The following is a 16,939-nucleotide window of genomic DNA, read 5'->3' as shown; positions in this document are numbered from 1 at the left end:
TAGTCATGTTTGCCACAGTCATGTACGGGCCGGGAGACGTCCGTTGCGAACAAGTCGACGACCCGAAGATCCTCAAGCCGACGGATGCCATCATAAAGTTGTCGGCCACCTGCATCTGCGGGTCCGACCTATGGCCGTATCGCGGATTGCAGCCGACGGACGGTCCGGCCCACATGGGTCACGAATACTGCGGCATCGTCATCGAGGTCGGCAGCGAAGTCAGAACCGTCCGCCCTGGCCAGTTCGTCGTCGGCTCGTTCTGCCTGTCCGACAACACCTGCCCGCACTGCAAGTTCGGCTTTCACTCCTCCTGTATCCAGCGCGAGTTCATGACGGGAGCGCAGGCGCCGTACGCGCGGGTGCCTCTGGCCGACGGAACGCTTATCGCCACCGCCGAGGTGCCGGAAAAGCACCTCGTTCCGCACTTGCTGGCGACGTCCGATGTTCTCGGGACGGGCTGGTACGCCGCCGATGCCGCCAACGTTCGGCCCGGATCGACGGTAGCCGTCGTCGGCGACGGGGCCGTAGGGCTGATGGGCGTTCTGGCAGCCAAGGAGATGGGGGCTGAACGCATCATCGCGATGAGCCGGCACAAGAGTCGGCAGGAATTGGCACGCGAGTTCGGTGCGACGGACATCGTCGCCGAACGCGGGGGTGCGGGCATCGAGCGCGTGAGAGAGCTTACGCGAGGTGTCGGGGCGGACTCCGTTCTGGAATGCGTCGGCACTCAGGAATCCATGACTCAAGCCATCGATTCCGTGCGTCCGGGCGGCTCGATCGGTTATGTCGGGGTACCTCACGGCGTGACTTTCGACGGTCAGGCGATGTTTTTCGCGCAACGTCGAATGCTGGGCGGACCGGCGCCGGTCCGTCGCTTCCTGCCCGATCTGATGGATCGCGTTCTGAAGGGCAGGATCAAGCCCGGCAAGGTGTTCGATCTCACGCTGCCTCTGGCCGACGTCGCGGAAGGCTACCGCGCGATGGACGAACGGCGTGCGATCAAGACGATGCTCACGGTGTGAGCAGAGGCGTCATTGCATGCCGGTAACAACGCTCCGAACGCGCGCCACGGTGCAGAGCCTCGCGGCAACCTTGCTGCCGATCATGGGGGTGGTCTTCGTCGCCTTCCTCGTCATCGGCATCGCGATGCCGGTCCTTCCCCTTCACGTTCACGGTGGATTGGGGCAGGGAACGTTCGTGGTCGGCCTGGTCGCCGGCAGTCAGTTCGCGGCGTCTCTGGTCTCGCGGCCCTGGGCCGGCAACTTTTCGGACAGCAAGGGCGCCAAGCGCGGCGTGATCGTCGGGCTGCTCGCTGCCGCTGCTTCGGGGTTGCTGTACCTCGCTTCGCTTTATTTTACTGCGGTCCCCCTGGCCTCCGTGGCGATACTGCTGATGGGGCGAGGACTTCTGGGCGGCGCCGAGAGCTTCATCATCACAGCGGCGGTGAGCTGGGGGCTGGCGCTCGTCGATTCCGGCAGCACGGGCAAGGTCATTGCGTGGATAGGCATGGCGATGTTCGCAGCGTTCGCGATCGGCGCGCCCGCTGGCTCCGCCCTCTACGCGAATTACGGCTTCGCTGCGATCGCGGCCGCGACCATCGCGGCGCCTCTTGTCCCTTTGATGCTCGTTGCGCGGCTTCCTGCTGTTGCCCCCACGCACCACGCCCGCTTCTCGTTCGTCGAAGTGATCGGCGCCGTCTGGGTGCCGGGCCTCGGCTCGGCTCTCGGGAGCGTGGGATTCGGAGCCGTGACCACGTTCGTCGCGTTGCTGTTCGCGAACCACGGATGGGACAACGGATGGCTCGCGTACACTGCCTACGCGGTTGCCTTCATCACGGCCCGGATATTCTTCAGCCATGTGGCTGATACGGTCGGCGGCGCCAAAGTCGCGCTGGTGTGTACCGGCATCGAAGCCGCAGGACAGGCGCTGATCTGGATGTCCTCTAGACCCGAGATGGCGTTGCTGGGCGCCGCGCTGACCGGCTTCGGCTTCTCGCTGGTCTATCCGGGGTTTGGCGTCGAGGCTGTCCGCCGCGTTCCGGCGCACAGCCGCGGCCTGGCCATGGGCGCCTACACTGCATTTCTCGATCTCGCCCAAGGGCTCGCCAGCCCTGCGCTCGGATTGATCGCAGCCGGGGCGCGATTGAACGTCGTGTTTCTGGTTAGCGCGGGGGCCGTGCTCTGCGCAGCACTCGTCGCTTGGTGGCTGATGGCGCACCCGACAGATCTGGAAGGATCCACGCAATGAGAACGGCCGCAGCGGCCTTGTTTTCGTTCTGCCTGTCTGCTGGCGGCCCGGTCGTCGCCAGAGACGCATCCACCGAAGGAGCAAAGACCATGTCAAAGCCGGCAGACGTCCGCGCGGTCGCGCCAGCGCTCGAAGGCTATGCGCAGAAGTTTGTCCACGGCGATCTGTGGAAGCGACCGGGGCTCTCGGCTCGAGACCGCAGCATCGTCACGGTCGCAACTCTCATCGCCCGTGATCAGACAGTGGAGCTGCCGTACTACGTGATCGAAAAGCGACCGCACTGAAAGAACGATAATGCCTCGCTCGACAAGCCCGCTCGCGATCGGCCATGAGCGGAGGCATGCCGTGATGACACGTAGAGATATACTCGTCGGCGGAAGCGCCTCCGCGATCATTGGACTTCAACGGGCCCCGGCGCTCGCGTCCGAAGCAAAGGAGATTGCGATGGACATCGATATTAAGAGAAACGGATCCCGCCCTTCGCAGAAGGGTCCCGAAGACTGGTTCACCGGGACCGTCCGCATCGACCCGCTGTTCGCGGCTCCCGAGCCTGCACGCGTCAGCGGCGCTCAGGTGACTTTTGAGCCTGGCGCCCGCACGGCCTGGCACACGCATCCGCTCGGGCAGACGCTGATCGTGACAGCAGGGCTCGGTTGGGTGCAGCGGGAAGGCGGCGTGGTCCAGGAGATCCGGCCCGGCGATGTCGTCTGGTTTCCCCCGGGCTTGAAGCACTGGCACGGCGCGTCGGCCACCACGGCCATGACTCACATCGCGATCCAGGAATTGCAGGACGGCCGCGCCGTCGACTGGATGGAGAAGGTCGGCGACGAGCAGTACCGAATGTAGGAGACACTGCATTCCAGTCGCACATCATCTGAGCTGGGCGAGCGCGCCCTGCACATTGGAAGATTTTTCATGAGCGCGTTTCATAACACTAACGCATCATCATCCGCGCAATCGCCTCGCCGATCACCACCGTGGTGAAGTGGGTGTTGGCGCGGCAGTCCGACGGCATGATCGACGCGTCGGCAACGCGCAAGCCGGAGATACCCTTCACCGTGCCATCGGGATTGACCACGCCATCGGCATCCCCAAACCCAGTCATGCGGCAACTGCCCGCGGCGTGCTGGATGTCGCCGGTTTCACGGCGCAGCAGCGCATCGAGCTCGTGATCAGGCAGCGCCGCGGCTTGTGGCAGCGTCAGATCGGTGTCAGCCAGGCGGATCCAGTCGGCGATGCCAGCCAGTGCCGGCTGCGAGGTGATCACGGCCAGACGTCTCACCGCATCCATCATCCGCAGCATGTCGCGGGGATCGGCCAGCATATTTTCCTCGATGACCGGATCGACCTCGGGGTCGATCGAGGCCAGCCTGAGCGAGCCACGCGAATAGGCATTGAACAGCCCGGCGCCGATCGCCCCGGGCACGCCGATGCCGCGGTGGTTGAAGGCGATCAGGATCATGTCGCGCTTGCCGCCGCCGGCCAAGCCGGAGGAATAGGTTACACAGCAATTGGTGTGGCGGGTGTCCGGATCGATGGGCCGGAGATCCTCGCGGAGCTGGATCGTTGCGCGAAACAGCGGGTGGTCGAAGAAGTGCCGGCCGACCGGCAGGTCCTGTTCGACCGCGATCCCCATCGCCTTCAGCTCGTCGGCTGGTCCAATGCCCGAACGCAGCAGGATCGCGGGACTGTGGATGGCGCCGGCGCACAGCACGATCTGGCGTGCGCTGATCTCGCTCGTGCCCTGTCCCTCGATGTGAACGCGGACCCCGGTCGCCCGGCCGTCCTTGATGATCACGCGATCGACCAGCGCCTTGCCACGGATCTCCAGATTGGTGCGGCCGCGCGCAGGCTCCAGATAACCCTCGTTGGTCGTAATGCGGCGGCTGTCGCGGCTATTGATGGGATAACAGGCCACGCCCTCGCCGTCCGGACCGTTGAGGTCGGCGCACCAGGGATAGCCGGTGGCCAGCGCCGCATCGCGCAAGGCCCGGTCGATCGGGCCCCATTTTTCGGTCGGCGCGCGGTAGACCGGCAGCGGTCCGCCGCGTCCATGGCCTTTGGCGTCGCCAAATTCCAGATCATCCTCGATCACCGAGAACAGCGGCATCACCTCCCTGGCCGACCAGCCGGTGCAGCCATTGGCGGCCCATTCGTCGAACGCATCGGCGACGCCGCGGATGGCGATCTGACCGTTCATCATCGATGAGCCGCCCAGCCCCTTGCCGCGCCAGTAGAAGCGCGGCTCCTGCCCCGCCACCCGGCGCGTCAGGAGATCGGGCCACTGCCATTTTTCCTGAAACTCGCGCTTGTGGATGATCGGTATGGGATTCGGCGTCATCACCTCCCAGGGCGCCTCGTCGGCGCGCCAGTCGAGCCCCGCTTCGAGCAGCAGGACGCGCCTTGCGGGATCCTCGGAAAGCCGTGCCGCAACAGCGGCGCCGGCGGAGCCGCCGCCGACAACAATGACATCGTACATCGCGCTACTTCTCAACGTTCCAGAAAACCGGGATGGCGGAAATGAGCGAGATTGCGCCATCTGGCCGATAGCCGGCCGACGGAGCGAACAGGCCCCTCAGAATCGCCGGTGCTCGATCGTACATGACAGCCTGGGTCTCGGAAGCGTTGTTCTTGCGACCCCCTTCAGCGCCTACCTCGCCTCCCATCTTGCCTGGACTCCCCTGTACCCATGAAAGACGGTAAGAAGGTCAGCTCGAGGGGGCGGAGCCGTGGAATCGCTTTCGGATCACAACGCGAAGCTGGGCCGAAGACCCGTCGTGGTGCTTTTGCTTCTGTCCCTGCTGCTGGGCGTTTGCTTTGGCGCCATGTACTACGCGGGCGATCTGTCGAGACTTCAGCGCGATCATTCCGCGCAGGAGACGCGCACCGCCTTGCGCGATGTGGCCGACCCCGAACAGCTCGATCAGGCGGTCAAACTCCACCCCTCGAACAAGCTCCTCAGACTCCTCGCCCTCGCAAGCAAGGACGCAAGTGAGATCGAAGCCGTCGCCCAGAGACTGTTGAACGAAGCCGAACAGAAACCATTTCCGAAGCTCAGCGCCCTCGGCGCGTCAGGCCGCAGCGACCTTGAGGCGTTGCGCCGCGATCTAAAGAGTGCGGAAAGCAATGCCGCAAGCGTCGCACCGCGCTATGCCGCGCAGATCAAGACCACACGAGACCAGGTGGAGAAGGACGCCCGATCACTCGGCGTCGGGGACGACCGGCTGTCCGGTTTCATGGCGATGATCGACGAACAGCATGCAGCCTGGATTGCGCTCACCTCCAAGGTGCTCGGCGCGCGCGCGGACTACTACGACGCCTACGAAAAATGCGTCGCCCTGCTGCTTCGCGACTTCGGAATCTACAAGGTCACGAACGGTCAGTTCGTCTTTCCCTTCCAGTCCACGGCAGACAGCTACAACCGCGCCGCGATCGCCATGACGGCCGCGGCCGAACGGGCGTCCGAGCTCGACGGCGAAAGGACGACCCTGCGACAGTCCCAGCTGAGCAGATTGAAAGCTTTTGTCGGCGATTAGCGCTTCTCGCCTCACTCGCACGCCGTCACCGCTCGCGACCCGGCCGCCGGGTCGCGAGGAATGCTGCGGTGCACGTGGCGGGAGCGCGGCCATGATCAAAAGCCTCGCCAGCGCACCCGCCAAATGCCGGGGCCCTACCCGATCTCCCGTCCGAACTTGTTCGATTTCGGGAAACCCTTCGGCGGTAGACGGCCGGCATCACCGCGGTTGCCTTGCCACTCTGCGAGCTCCTTCATGGTCGCCGAGAATTCCCGCCCCGCGGAGTCCTTCCAGGTCAGGCCCGCCTTGGCGTCAAACACGGCGATGTCGGAGAGACCGCCATCCTTGTATTTCTGCAGTCGCGTACCGCGACCGCGCGCCATTTCGGACACCTGGTCGAGCGGGAAGACCAGCATCTTGCGGTTCTCGCCGATGACCGCGACGGTATCGCCGAGCACCTCGGTGATCGCGCGCGCCTCGTTCGGCATGTCGACGTTGAGGACCTGCTTGCCCTTCTTGGTGGTGCCGACGCAATCGTCCTCGTTGACGACGAAGCCCTGGCCTTCGTGGCTCGCGACCAGGAATTTGCGGCCGCCTTTGTTGACGAACAGCGCGACGGGTGCGGCCTCCTGCTCCATGTCGATGAACATGCGGATCGGCTCGCCGTGCCCACGCCCGCCCGGCAGTTTGGCGACATCGAGCGAGTAGAATTTGCCGTTGGTGGCAAACAGCAGCAACTTCGAAGTGGTCTCGGCGAAGAAGGCGAAGCCGAGCTTGTCGTCGGTCTTGAAGGCGAGCCCCGACAGGTCCTCCATGTGCCCCTTCATGGTGCGGATCCAGCCCTTGTCGGAGACGACCACGGTGACCGGCTCGCGCTCGACGAAGGCTTCCTCGATCGCCGCCAGATCGTGCTCGGGTGCATCGGCAAAGGTGGTGCGGCGCTTGCCGAGCGGGGTCTTGGGTCCGAACATGTCGCGGACCTTGCCGACCTGCTCGCTGACCTTCTTCCACTGCTCGGGCTCCGAAGCGAGGAGCGCGTTGACGCCCTTGAGCTCGTTGCGGAGGTTCTTGTCCTCGGTGCGTATCTCCATTTCCTCGAGCTTGCGCAGCGAGCGCAGCCGCATATTGAGAATGGCTTCGGCCTGCACCTCGGTGAGCTTGAACTCCTTCATTAAGGCCGGCTTCGGTTCATCCTCGTTGCGGATGATCTTGATCACCTTGTCGATGTTCAGATAGGCGATCAGGAAGCCGCCGAGGACTTCCAGCCGGTGCTCGATCTGGCCCTTGCGGAAATTGGTCCGGCGGATCAGCACGTCGCGCAGATGGTCGAGCCATTCGCGCAGGGCTTCGGCAAGGCCGACCACCCTGGGGATGCGCCCCTTCATCAGCACGTTGAGGTTCAGCGGGATCTTGTTTTCCAGCTCGGTCAGCCGGAACAGCGATTCCATCATCAAGGCGGGATCGACATTTTTCGACTTCGGCTCGATCACGAGACGAACGTCCTCGGCCGACTCGTCCCTGACATCGCCGACCAGCGGCAACTTCTTCTGGTCCAAAAGCTCGGCGATCTTTTCGACCAGGCGCGATTTCTGCACCAGGAACGGAATCTCGGTGATCACGACCACCCAGGTGTTGCGGGCGCCCTCCTCCTGCTCCCACCTGGCGCGCACGCGGAACGAGCCGCGGCCGGTGGTGTAGGCCTCGGCGATCGCCTGCTTGGAATCGACGATGATGCCGCCGGTCGGGAAATCCGGACCCTTGACCCATTTGAGCAGCGACTTCGATTTCGCGTCGGGCTTCTCGATCAGATGCAGCGCGGCGTCGCAGAGTTCGGCCGCATTGTGCGGCGGGATCGACGTCGCCATGCCGACCGCGATGCCCTGCGCGCCGTTGGCGAGCAGGTTCGGGAAGCCGCCCGGCAGAACGATAGGCTCCTTCGACTGACCGTCGTAATTGGGGCGGAATTCGACCCCGTCTTCGTCGATACCGTCGAGCAGCAGGCGCGCGACGTCGGTCATGCGCGCTTCGGTGTAGCGGTAGGCGGCGGGGTTATCGCCGTCGATATTGCCGAAATTGCCCTGGCCGTCGACCAGTGGATAACGCGAGGAGAAATCCTGCGCCAAGCGCACCATGGCGTCGTAGATCGCCTGGTCGCCGTGCGGATGGAACGAGCCCATCACGTCGCCGACGATCTTGGCGGATTTCTTGAAGGCCGTGCCCGGATCGAGCCTAAGCAGGCGCATGCCGTAGAGGATGCGCCGGTGCACCGGCTTCAGGCCGTCGCGCGCATCCGGGAGCGCGCGGTGCATGATGGTGGAGAGCGCATAGGCGAGATAGCGCTCTTCCAGCGCGTCGCGCAGTTGCACCTCGTGAATTTCGGCCGGCTCCTCCGGCGGAATCAGTCGTTTTCCCATGCCGCCCGGTTAAACCGTGGAAGCGAATCGGGCAAGGATCGATTGGTTCCCTGTGGGCGGCTACTGGCCAGCCCAGCCGGCGGTCACGGCTTGGATCTGCGGCTTTTGGGCCTGCGCGGTGGTCGGAGCAGTGGTCAAGCAGCGCCGGGCTGTCTCGATCTCGGCTTCCGTCGCGCCCTTCGACCGTGCCCATGCCTCGGCCGCTGCGGCCGAATATTTGGCGACATAGAACCTGACGACGGTGCAGGAGGCGCGGCGAACCAGTCCTGGTTGTTCACCGGCGATTGCGTCGGGCGCCAGCGCGATCAGCGCTGCCGATACGATAAGTCCTTTGATCATCAGGTTATCCCCGGGATGGAACCCGAGGGCAAGTCCGCGAAACCCGGTTTGGTTCCGGGCAAGTGCCATCTTATTAAGCAATGCAGCGGCGCAACAACGTCATGGCGCCGGAATTGCCGCTCTCGCCTGTTGCCGCGTCAGCGCGTTGATAAAGCCGGCCCGCGCATCAGAATGCCCCTGCCCACGCGGCTCCAGCACGTAGCGCAGCAGGAACAGGCCGGTCAGTCGAAAGCCGTCCTGGAGATCCTGGTCCGTGAGCTCGCTCGTGGTTTCGCCCTGGCGCAGGAACGGTGGCAGCCGCAACAGCCGGTCGCGCCACGGCTCGCCGGCGGTACGCGATACTGCACCGCCGGATTTGGGCGAGACGTAGATCAGGTCCGTGGTCTCGCCGGTGACGGCGCAGTTCTCCAGCCCCAGCCGGAAGCCGAGCTCAGAGAGCATCGCCAGCTCGAAATGGATCACGTGTACAGCCGCGCTGCCGATGTCGTCGAAATCGTCGAGCGAATGCTCGAGCATCGCATAGATCTCTTCGTGCGGATCGCGTTCCGGCAGCAGCCGCGCGAGCGAGCTGAGGTGGGTAACGCCATAGACGCCGTGGGAGGATTCCAGCAGCGTCGCCGCGCGCAGCTTCAGGCCCTCGATCGCATAGGTGCCGAGATGCTCGTCAAGCCGCGCCCGCCAAACCGCAGTGACGCTGTTGCCGGGCTGCAGCAAGGGTCGTATCCGCGAACCGGCGCCGCCGCGGACGAGGCCGAGATGCCGGCCGTGCGCACGCGTCAGCAGTTCGACGATGGCGCTGCTTTCGCCATGCCGCCGCACCCCCAGCACGATGCCTTCGTCGGTCCATTCCATGGAGCTGAATACTACAGGATTCCGGTGCCAAGTGCACTTGCCCGTGCCCCGGACGCAACGCAGCGCGCAAGCGATGCGCTGCTGAGCCGGGGTCCATATCACCGCGCATTTCGTACGTAGTCCCGGCTCTGCGGCGCAGCGGTTACGCGCCGCACCTTGCCGGGACACTAGATCTCACGCGTTGAACCAACCCCGGGCGTTGCCGGTGAAGGAGAAATACAATCCCATCGCCGTCAGCACGCAGGAGACGATCTCGATGGCGCTGTCGAGCTCCATGCCCTTTTCCCCGATGATCTGACTGAGCGAAATCACTGACAGCACCAGCGCCGCCGCCAACACCCAACGCGGCCAGTTCTTGCGTGAATGCGCCGCGAGCCGGACGAAATAGACCAGCAGCAAAATCATCCCGCCGGCGAGCAGCGTCGCCGTCATGATCATCTGGTCGGTCATTTCAGCCGTTGGTGAGCGGTCCTGGACCGCCACCGACACGGCGTCCAGCATCAGCGAAGCATAGAGCAGCGCTTCGAAGCGCTGGACGTTGCTGGGTACGCTCATCAGATACCGATCTTTTCTTGGCTAGCCCTTGGGGAATTCAAGGCCCATTTCGCGATAGCGATCGGGATCGTCGCCCCAGTTCTCGCGCACCTTGACGAACAGGAACAGATGCACCGGCACGCCGAGGATCTCGGCGATTTCCTTGCGCGAGTCCGCGCCGATCGACTTGATGGTGGCGCCGCCCTTGCCGAGCACGATCTTGCGCTGGCTTTCGCGCTCCACGAAGACCGTCTGTTCGATACGCACAGATTTGTCCTTGCGCTCCTCCCACTTGTCGGTCTCGACCGTGGACTGGTAGGGCAATTCCTGGTGCAGCTTGCGATAGATCTTTTCGCGGGTGATCTCGGCCGCAAGATGCCGCATCGGCGCGTCCGACATCTGGTCTTCGGGATAGAGAAACGGGCCCGGCGGCACCATTTCGGCGAGCGTATTGCGGATGTCGTCGACACCATCGCCTGAGATCGCCGAGACCATGAAGGTCTTCACGAACGGCATGCGCTCGTTGGCGGCCTGCGCCAGCGCGAGCAGCTTCTCGCGCTGAACCAGGTCGACCTTGTTCAGCACCAATATCTTCTCGTGATTGACGCTCGCGACCTTGGCGAAGATCGCCTCGGCCTCCTCGTCGATTCCGGTCTTGGCGTCGAGCAGCACGCAGACGAGATCGGCATCATGCGCGCCGCTCCAGGCGGTCGAGACCATGGCGCGGTCGAGACGGCGCTTGGGCAGGAAGATACCGGGCGTGTCGACCAGGATGATCTGCGCGTTGTTCTCGATGACGATGCCGCGGATCAGCGCGCGCGTGGTCTGCACCTTGCGCGAGACGATCGTGACCTTGGCTCCGACCAGCGCATTGACCAGCGTGGACTTGCCGACATTGGGCGCGCCGATCAGCGCCACGAATCCGCAGCGCGTGGCGGCGGGCGTCTCGCTGCTTGCTTCAACCGTCATTGCTGCCGCCAACACCTTCGCGTTCGATCATGACGGAGGCCGCCACCTTTTCCGCCGCCCGCTTGCTGCCGCCGATGCCTTCGGCCGGCGCAAGCCCCGGCAAGTCGACTGCGACGCGAAACTGCGGATCGTGATGCGGACCTGTACGCTCGACCTCACGGTAGACCGGCGTCGGCAATCCCTTCCCCTGTGCCCATTCCTGCAGCACGGTCTTGGGATCGCGTAGCGGCCGCCGCGGCTTGTGCATGCGCTCGGTCCAGTTGCGCTTGACGAACTCGGAGGCCGCCGCGTAGCCGCCGTCAAGGAAGACGGCGCCGATCACGGCCTCGCAGATGTCGCCGAGTATGGACTTGCGCAGGCGGCCGTCGGCGCTGGGGCCGACCGAGCCCAGCTTGATGTCGTCGAGCAGACCGAGCGACTTGGCAACATCGGCGCAGCTCTCCTTGCGCACGAGTTCGGCAAGGCGCTTGGACAGCTCGCCCTCATCGGCGTTCGGAAAGGCGTGATAGAGCATGTCGGAGACGACCAGCCCGAGCACGTGGTCGCCGAGAAATTCCAGCCGCTGATAGCTGTCGCCGCGCTTGCGCCCTGACTTCAGCGCCGAGACGTGCGTGATGGCCTGCATCAGCAGGTTCGGATCGGCAAAGCCGTGCCCGATACGCGCCTCGAGCGCCGCATTCGCGTCCGCCACCTTGGCCTTGCCGCCCCGCACCCGCTTCTTCTTCGCAGGCGTCTTGGTCGTAAGCGTCTTGGTCGCAGCTTCGCCGTCAGGGCCCGCTTGCGCCTCGATTGGTTGGATCGTGATGTCCTTGGCTTCGTCTTTCATCGGACGATATTGAAGAAGCGGTTCCAGCGCACCGCCCACGGCCAGCGCCAGAACATCCAGGCATGCTCGCCTTCGGCGATCGAGAAGAAGATCATCTGGGCGCGGCCGATCAGATTTTCCTGCGGCACATAACCGACCTGGCCGAGGAAACGGCTGTCGGTCGAGTTGTCGCGGTTGTCGCCCATCATGAAGAAGTGGCCGGGCGGCACGTTATAGACGTTGGTGTTGTCCATGTAGCCGTTGTCGGCGCAGTCCAGCGTCTCATAGGACACGCCGTTGGGCAGCGTCTCCTTCCAGCGCTTCACCCGGGAGACGCCGCCGCCTTCGGAGCCGCAAGGATCTTCGCCGACATATTCGCTCATGCGCTGCCGCTCGACCGGGGTGTCGTTGATGTAGAGTAGCCCGTCCCTCATCTGGACGCGGTCGCCGGGAAGGCCGATCACGCGCTTGATGTAATCGGTCGAATCGTCCTTCGGCAGGCGAAACACGACGATGTCGCCGCGATTCGGATCCGAGCCCCAGATCCGTCCCGAGAACAGCGGCGGCGAGAACGGGATCGAGTAGTGGCTATAGCCATAGGAATATTTCGAGACGAAGAGGTAGTCGCCGACCAGCAGGGTCGCCTTCATCGAACCGGATGGGATGTTGAACGGCTGGAACAGGAAGGTGCGGATCACCAGCGCGATCAGGAGAGCATGGATCACGACGCGGATCGTTTCGCCGACGCCGCTCTCAGTTTTCGTTCCCGAAGTCACGCTCATTGCTCTCTCAATTCCGGCCGGCGATCACAGAGCGCCCTCCTGCCGCGAACAGCCCATCGCTACGCAGCCCAAGGAGATTGTCCTGATTCTGATAATGAGGGCCAATTCCGGCGTAAAGCCGAATTCGCCCAGCCTGATTTGCGTTCGCGGACTTTTAGACGGTTGTCGCAGGCCACGCAATCAAGGATCGCATCAAAAACCGATAAGGTGCTGATTTCTAATGAGAATTATAAATTACCACCAATCCTTCAGGGCTTGGCCGAGGGGACAGCGGAAATGATGACAAAGGCCTGCGCCAACGGCCAGTCGTCGGTGATCGAAAGGTCGATCTGCGCCTCGCACCCCTCCGGCGTCAGGGCCTGGAGCCGGGCCAAAGCGCCCCCGGTCAGCCGCATGGTCGGCCGCCCACCCGGCAGGTTGACCACTCCCATGTCGCGCCACCAGACGCCGCGCCGGATGCCGGTGCCGAGCGCCTTGGAGCAGGCCTCCTTGGCAGCGAAGCGCTTGGCATAGGTCGCGACCACCATCTTCTCGTTCTTGGCGCGGCGCTCCGCCTTGGCCCGTTCGGCTTCCGTGAAGATGCGGTCGAGGAAACGCTCGCCATGACGCTCGATCACCTTGGCGACGCGGGTGATGTCGATCAGGTCGGAGCCGATGCCGATGATCATAGCCGGCTCCGGCCGCGGTCCATCGCCGCGCGCATGCTGCGAACCGTCTCGGCAAGCCCGACGAACAAGGCTTCGCCGATCATGTAGTAACCGATGTTGAGCTCCATGATCTCCGGCAGGCCTGCGATTTTCTCCGCCGTCACGTAATCCAGCCCGTGCCCGGCGTGCACCTCCAGCCCCGCTGCCTTCGCGAGCTTGACCCCCGCCACGATCCGCTGCCATTCGGCTTCGGCCTTCTCAGTATGGCCGTCGACTACGGCGTCGCACCAGGCGCCGGTGTGGATCTCGATGACGGGGGCGTGCAGCCGCGCCGCCATCTCGATCTGCGCGGGATCGGCTGCGATGAACAGCGACACCCGAATGCCGGCATCGTTCAGCCGCGCGATATAGGGCGCGAGCGCGTTGTGCTGGCCGACCACGTCGAGCCCGCCTTCGGTCGTCACCTCCTGGCGGCGCTCGGGCACCAGGCACACCGCATGCGGCCTGGTGGCGAGCGAGATCCGCATCATGTCGTCGGTCGCCGCCATCTCGAAATTGAGCGGCTTGGAGATCTCGGCTTTCAGCCGCGCCATATCCTCGTCGCGGATATGCCGGCGATCCTCGCGCAGATGCGCCGTGATGCCGTCGGCGCCGGCCTCGATCGCAAGCAGCGCGGCGCGCACCGGATCGGGATGGCGGCCGCCGCGGGCGTTACGCAGGGTCGCGACATGATCGACATTGACACCGAGGCGAAGCGGAAGTGCAGGCATTCTGGGCCTCACGAAATCATAGGGACAGACGAATACGACACACGTCTATCCGTTAACACGTTCGACGCGGGCGACGACCGCCTTGGCACGCAGCTGAGCCAGGATCGCGCTCAGATGCTTCAGATCGTAGACTTCGAGATCGATTGTCGTCTCGGTGAAATCGGGCGAACGGCGCTGCATGCTGATATTGTCGATGTTGCCATCGTGCTCGGCGATCACGGTCGCGATCTGCGCCAGCGCGCCAGGCTCGTTGACGTTCTCGACCTTGATGCGGGCCGGGAAGCGCTGCGGCATCGAATCCTCGATGTCCCAGCGCACGTCGAGCCAGCGCTCCGGCTCCTCCTCGAAATCCTTCAGGGCCGGCGACTGGATCGGATAGATGGTGATCCCCTCGCCTGGCGTGACGATGCCGACGATGCGGTCGCCGGGTACGGCGCCGCCATTCGGCGCGAACTTGACCGGCAGGTCCGAATTGATGCCGCGGATCGGAATGGCGACCCGGCTGCGCGGCGTCGGCGCCACCCTCTCCTTGAGCTTGGCAGCGAGCCCCTTCTTGATGCCGTAGCGCGCGACGCGCTCTTCCTTGTAGTCGGGATACATCGCGCGGGCGACGTCGGAGGCCTTGATCTCGCCGCGCCCGACCGCCGCCATGACGTCCTCAATCGAGGCCCGCGCGAGCCGCGGCAGCGCGCCCTTGAGCTTGTCGTCGGCGTATTCCATCTTGGCGCGCTCGAACAGGCGCTCGACGATGCGCCGGCCGAGACCGGCATATTGATCGCGCACGGCGGTGCGCGTGGCGCGACGGATCGCGGCGCGCGCCTTGCCGGTGACCGCGAGCGATTCCCAGGCCGACGGCGGCGCCGATTGCGCTTCCGAGGTCAGGACCTCGACCTCGTCGCCGTTCTGGAGCTCCGAGGACAGCGGCGCGAACTTGCCGTTGATCTTGCAGCCCACCGCACTGTTGCCGACGTCGGTATGCACGGCATAGGCAAAATCGATCACATTGGCATGGCGCGGCAGCGCGATCAGCTTGCCCTTCGGCGTGAAGCAGAACACCTGGTCGTGGAACAGCTCGAGCTTAGTGTGCTCGAGGAATTCCTCGGGGTTGGCGCTCTCCGAGAGGATGCCGATAGTGTGGCGCAGCCATGCGAAAGCATTCGACTCGCGCTTGAGGAACTCGGTCGGCGAGCCCTCCCCTTCCTTGTAGAAGACGTGCGCGGCGATGCCGCGCTCGGCGATCTGGTCCATCGCCTCGGTGCGGATCTGAAGCTCGACGCGCTGGTTGCCCGGGCCGATCACGGTGGTGTGGATCGAGCGATAGTCGTTCTGCTTGGGCGTCGAGATGTAGTCCTTGAAGCGCCCGGGCACGACCGGCCAGGTCGTGTGGACGATGCCGAGCGCACGATAGCAGGCCTCGATATCGTTGACGACGAGGCGGAAACCGAAGATGTCGGACAGTTGCTCGAAGCCGATCGACTTGCGCTCCATCTTGGTCCAGATCGAGAACGGCTTCTTGCGGCGGCCATAAACCCGCGCGCCGAGGCCGCGGTGGCGCAAATTGTTGGAGAGCTGCGCCTCGATCTCGCCGATCAGGTTGCGGTTGCGCTCAGCGAGCGCGTCGAGCCGCTGCATCACTACCGAATAGGCATCGGGATCGAGGGTGCGGAAGGACAGATCCTCCAGCTCCTCGCGCATTTCCTGCATGCCCATGCGGCCCGAGAGCGGCGCATAGATGTCGAGCGTCTCCTCGGCGATTCGCCGGCGCGATTCCGGCGGCACGAAATCCAGCGTCCGCATGTTGTGCAGGCGATCGGCGAGCTTCACCAAGAGAACGCGGACGTCGTCGGCAATGGCCAGCAACAGTTTGCGCAAATTCTCGGCCTGCTTGGCCTCGCGCGACACCAGCTCCAGCCGCTTCAGCTTGGTCAGGCCCTCGACCAGCGCGCCGATCTCGGGACCGAAGATCTGGTCGATCTCGGCCCGCGTCGCCTCGGTGTCCTCGATCGTGTCGTGAAGCAGCGCGGCCACGATGGTCGCATCGTCGAGCTTCAGGTCGGTGAGAATCGCCGCCACCTCGAGGGGGTGCGAGAAATACGGGTCGCCCGAGGCGCGCGTCTGCGAACCGTGCGCCTTCATGGCGTAGACATAGGCCCGGTTCAGAAGATCTTCGTCGGTGTTGGGATTGTAGGACCTGACACGCTCGACGAGGTCATATTGACGCATCATGCGCGCGCGCGGCTTCGCCGGGCGCGTCACCGGCGCAGTCGGGGCCACGGCAACCGTTTCGGTTGCGGCCTGCATCTGCATTGGTCTGCGGCGCCGATACACCATTCCGTCCTGCCTTCAAACGGACCACGAGACAGCCCGTTGTATACATCTTAGCTCGATCGCGCGCGCGTCCGATCAATTCGGTGACAGCGCGCGGGGCCATCCGACGACGCTATGGTAACCACGAAAACGCCAACAAAAGCAAAGGCCCGAACACGGGTTCGGGCCTTCGATAAGATCACAAGAAGTCGACGACTGCGACGGAACGATTTACTCGTCCTCCTCGGGCTGCTCCTCGGGCGGCGCGAGGCCTTCGAGCCCCTTCAGGAGCTCCTCTTCGGTCATGCGTTCAACGGCAACTTCGGTATCGTCGGCATCGACGCTCGCGCCGGCGGAACCGATCAGCGGCACCGTATCTGGCTCGGGCTCGTCGACCTCGACGAACTTCTGGAGCGAGTGCACCAGCTCCTCGCGAAGGTCCTCCGGCGAAATGGTCGTCTCGGCAATTTCACGCAAAGACACAACAGGGTTCTTGTCGTTATCGCGGTCAACCGTTAGTTGTGAACCTGACGAAATCATGCGGGCCCGGTGGGCGGCCAGCAGGACCAGGTCAAACCGGTTGTCGACCTTGTCGATACAATCTTCTACGGTGACGCGAGCCATGGACTGTCGCTCCGTTGTGGGTGGGACGAATTATGTGGATGATCTGGGCTAGTTATAGGGGCCAGGGCGGTTTCGCAAGACCATTTTGTGATTTGGCCTCGCCAAACGGCTCTGATAACCCCACATTGGGGCTG

At 64.1% G+C, this 16,939-nt stretch carries 16 protein-coding genes and 1 pseudogene; 5 read left to right on the top strand and 12 right to left on the bottom strand.

The features are described from left to right. Window positions 1–5 precede the first annotated feature (5 nt). The 4 genes and pseudogenes from GWG65_RS25905 (at window position 6) to GWG65_RS25890 (ending at window position 3,093) form a co-directional block, all read left to right on the top strand. A complete protein-coding gene (locus GWG65_RS25905) occupies window positions 6–1,022 on the top strand; it encodes a zinc-dependent alcohol dehydrogenase family protein (RefSeq protein WP_275198384.1) in 1,017 nt (338 codons plus the stop codon). Between the two features lie 16 nt (window positions 1,023–1,038). Continuing rightward, a complete protein-coding gene (locus GWG65_RS25900) occupies window positions 1,039–2,247 on the top strand; it encodes an arabinose transporter (protein WP_275198383.1) in 1,209 nt (402 codons plus the stop codon). Then, window positions 2,244–2,486: pseudogene (locus GWG65_RS25895) on the top strand (4-carboxymuconolactone decarboxylase); the annotation flags it as partial. The gene GWG65_RS25900 and the pseudogene GWG65_RS25895, both read left to right, overlap by 4 nt. A 211-nt stretch (window positions 2,487–2,697) precedes the next feature. Continuing rightward, window positions 2,698–3,093 carry a cupin domain-containing protein gene (locus tag GWG65_RS25890; RefSeq protein ID WP_275198470.1) on the top strand — a complete coding sequence of 132 codons (396 nt, stop codon included), beginning with the start codon at window positions 2,698–2,700 and terminating at the stop codon, window positions 3,091–3,093. 88 nt (window positions 3,094–3,181) lie between these two features. On the opposite strand, the gene GWG65_RS25885 is transcribed toward GWG65_RS25890, so the two are convergent. Beyond that, on the bottom strand, window positions 3,182–4,726 hold the full coding sequence (locus GWG65_RS25885; RefSeq protein WP_275198382.1) for a GMC family oxidoreductase N-terminal domain-containing protein: 1,545 nt from the start codon (window positions 4,724–4,726) through the stop codon (window positions 3,182–3,184). Window positions 4,727–4,976: 250 nt separating this feature from the next. Here GWG65_RS25885 and GWG65_RS25880 point away from each other — a divergent pair, with 250 nt between their 5' ends. Beyond that, on the top strand, window positions 4,977–5,783 hold the full coding sequence (locus GWG65_RS25880) for a hypothetical protein (protein WP_275198380.1): 807 nt from the start codon (window positions 4,977–4,979) through the stop codon (window positions 5,781–5,783). Between the two features lie 134 nt (window positions 5,784–5,917). On the opposite strand, the gene parC is transcribed toward GWG65_RS25880, so the two are convergent. The 11 genes from parC to rpoZ all read right to left on the bottom strand — a co-directional run bounded on the left by parC (window position 5,918) and on the right by rpoZ (window position 16,805). Continuing rightward, complete coding sequence (gene parC / locus GWG65_RS25875) at window positions 5,918–8,176, bottom strand: DNA topoisomerase IV subunit A (protein WP_275198379.1); 2,259 nt, start codon at window positions 8,174–8,176, stop codon at window positions 5,918–5,920. 60 nt (window positions 8,177–8,236) lie between these two features. Further along, window positions 8,237–8,518 carry a hypothetical protein gene (locus GWG65_RS25870; protein WP_275198469.1) on the bottom strand — a complete coding sequence of 94 codons (282 nt, stop codon included), beginning with the start codon at window positions 8,516–8,518 and terminating at the stop codon, window positions 8,237–8,239. Between the two features lie 96 nt (window positions 8,519–8,614). Next, on the bottom strand, window positions 8,615–9,367 hold the full coding sequence (gene recO, locus GWG65_RS25865) for a DNA repair protein RecO (protein WP_275198378.1): 753 nt from the start codon (window positions 9,365–9,367) through the stop codon (window positions 8,615–8,617). A 174-nt stretch (window positions 9,368–9,541) separates the two neighbouring features. After that, a complete protein-coding gene (locus tag GWG65_RS25860; RefSeq protein ID WP_275198377.1) occupies window positions 9,542–9,922 on the bottom strand; it encodes a hypothetical protein in 381 nt (126 codons plus the stop codon). A 21-nt stretch (window positions 9,923–9,943) separates the two neighbouring features. Next, complete coding sequence (era, locus tag GWG65_RS25855) at window positions 9,944–10,870, bottom strand: GTPase Era (protein ID WP_275198376.1); 927 nt, start codon at window positions 10,868–10,870, stop codon at window positions 9,944–9,946. Continuing rightward, the gene (gene rnc, locus GWG65_RS25850) at window positions 10,860–11,696 is read right to left on the bottom strand and encodes a ribonuclease III (protein ID WP_275198375.1); all 837 of its coding nucleotides are present in this window, start codon (window positions 11,694–11,696) and stop codon (window positions 10,860–10,862) included. Before rnc ends, era begins: the two co-directional genes overlap by 11 nt. Then, complete coding sequence (gene lepB / locus GWG65_RS25845) at window positions 11,693–12,457, bottom strand: signal peptidase I (RefSeq protein WP_148743730.1); 765 nt, start codon at window positions 12,455–12,457, stop codon at window positions 11,693–11,695. The genes rnc and lepB overlap by 4 nt, the downstream gene beginning before the upstream one ends. Window positions 12,458–12,705: 248 nt before the next feature. Beyond that, window positions 12,706–13,125: a holo-ACP synthase gene (gene acpS / locus GWG65_RS25840; protein ID WP_275198374.1), complete on the bottom strand. Its 420-nt coding sequence runs from the start codon at window positions 13,123–13,125 to the stop codon at window positions 12,706–12,708. After that, window positions 13,122–13,874: a pyridoxine 5'-phosphate synthase gene (locus GWG65_RS25835; RefSeq protein WP_275198373.1), complete on the bottom strand. Its 753-nt coding sequence runs from the start codon at window positions 13,872–13,874 to the stop codon at window positions 13,122–13,124. Before GWG65_RS25835 ends, acpS begins: the two co-directional genes overlap by 4 nt. A 45-nt stretch (window positions 13,875–13,919) precedes the next feature. Next, entirely contained in the window at window positions 13,920–16,205 is a 2,286-nt protein-coding gene (locus GWG65_RS25830) for a bifunctional (p)ppGpp synthetase/guanosine-3',5'-bis(diphosphate) 3'-pyrophosphohydrolase (RefSeq protein WP_275198372.1), read from the bottom strand. 207 nt (window positions 16,206–16,412) lie between these two features. Continuing rightward, a complete protein-coding gene (gene rpoZ, locus GWG65_RS25825) occupies window positions 16,413–16,805 on the bottom strand; it encodes a DNA-directed RNA polymerase subunit omega (protein ID WP_007603391.1) in 393 nt (130 codons plus the stop codon). Window positions 16,806–16,939 lie beyond the last annotated feature (134 nt).

Source organism: Bradyrhizobium sp. CSA207 (genome assembly GCF_029051685.1).
In the GTDB taxonomy this organism is placed as follows: Bacteria; Pseudomonadota; Alphaproteobacteria; order Rhizobiales; family Xanthobacteraceae; genus Bradyrhizobium.
This window is presented reverse-complemented; position numbering and strand designations above follow the sequence as displayed.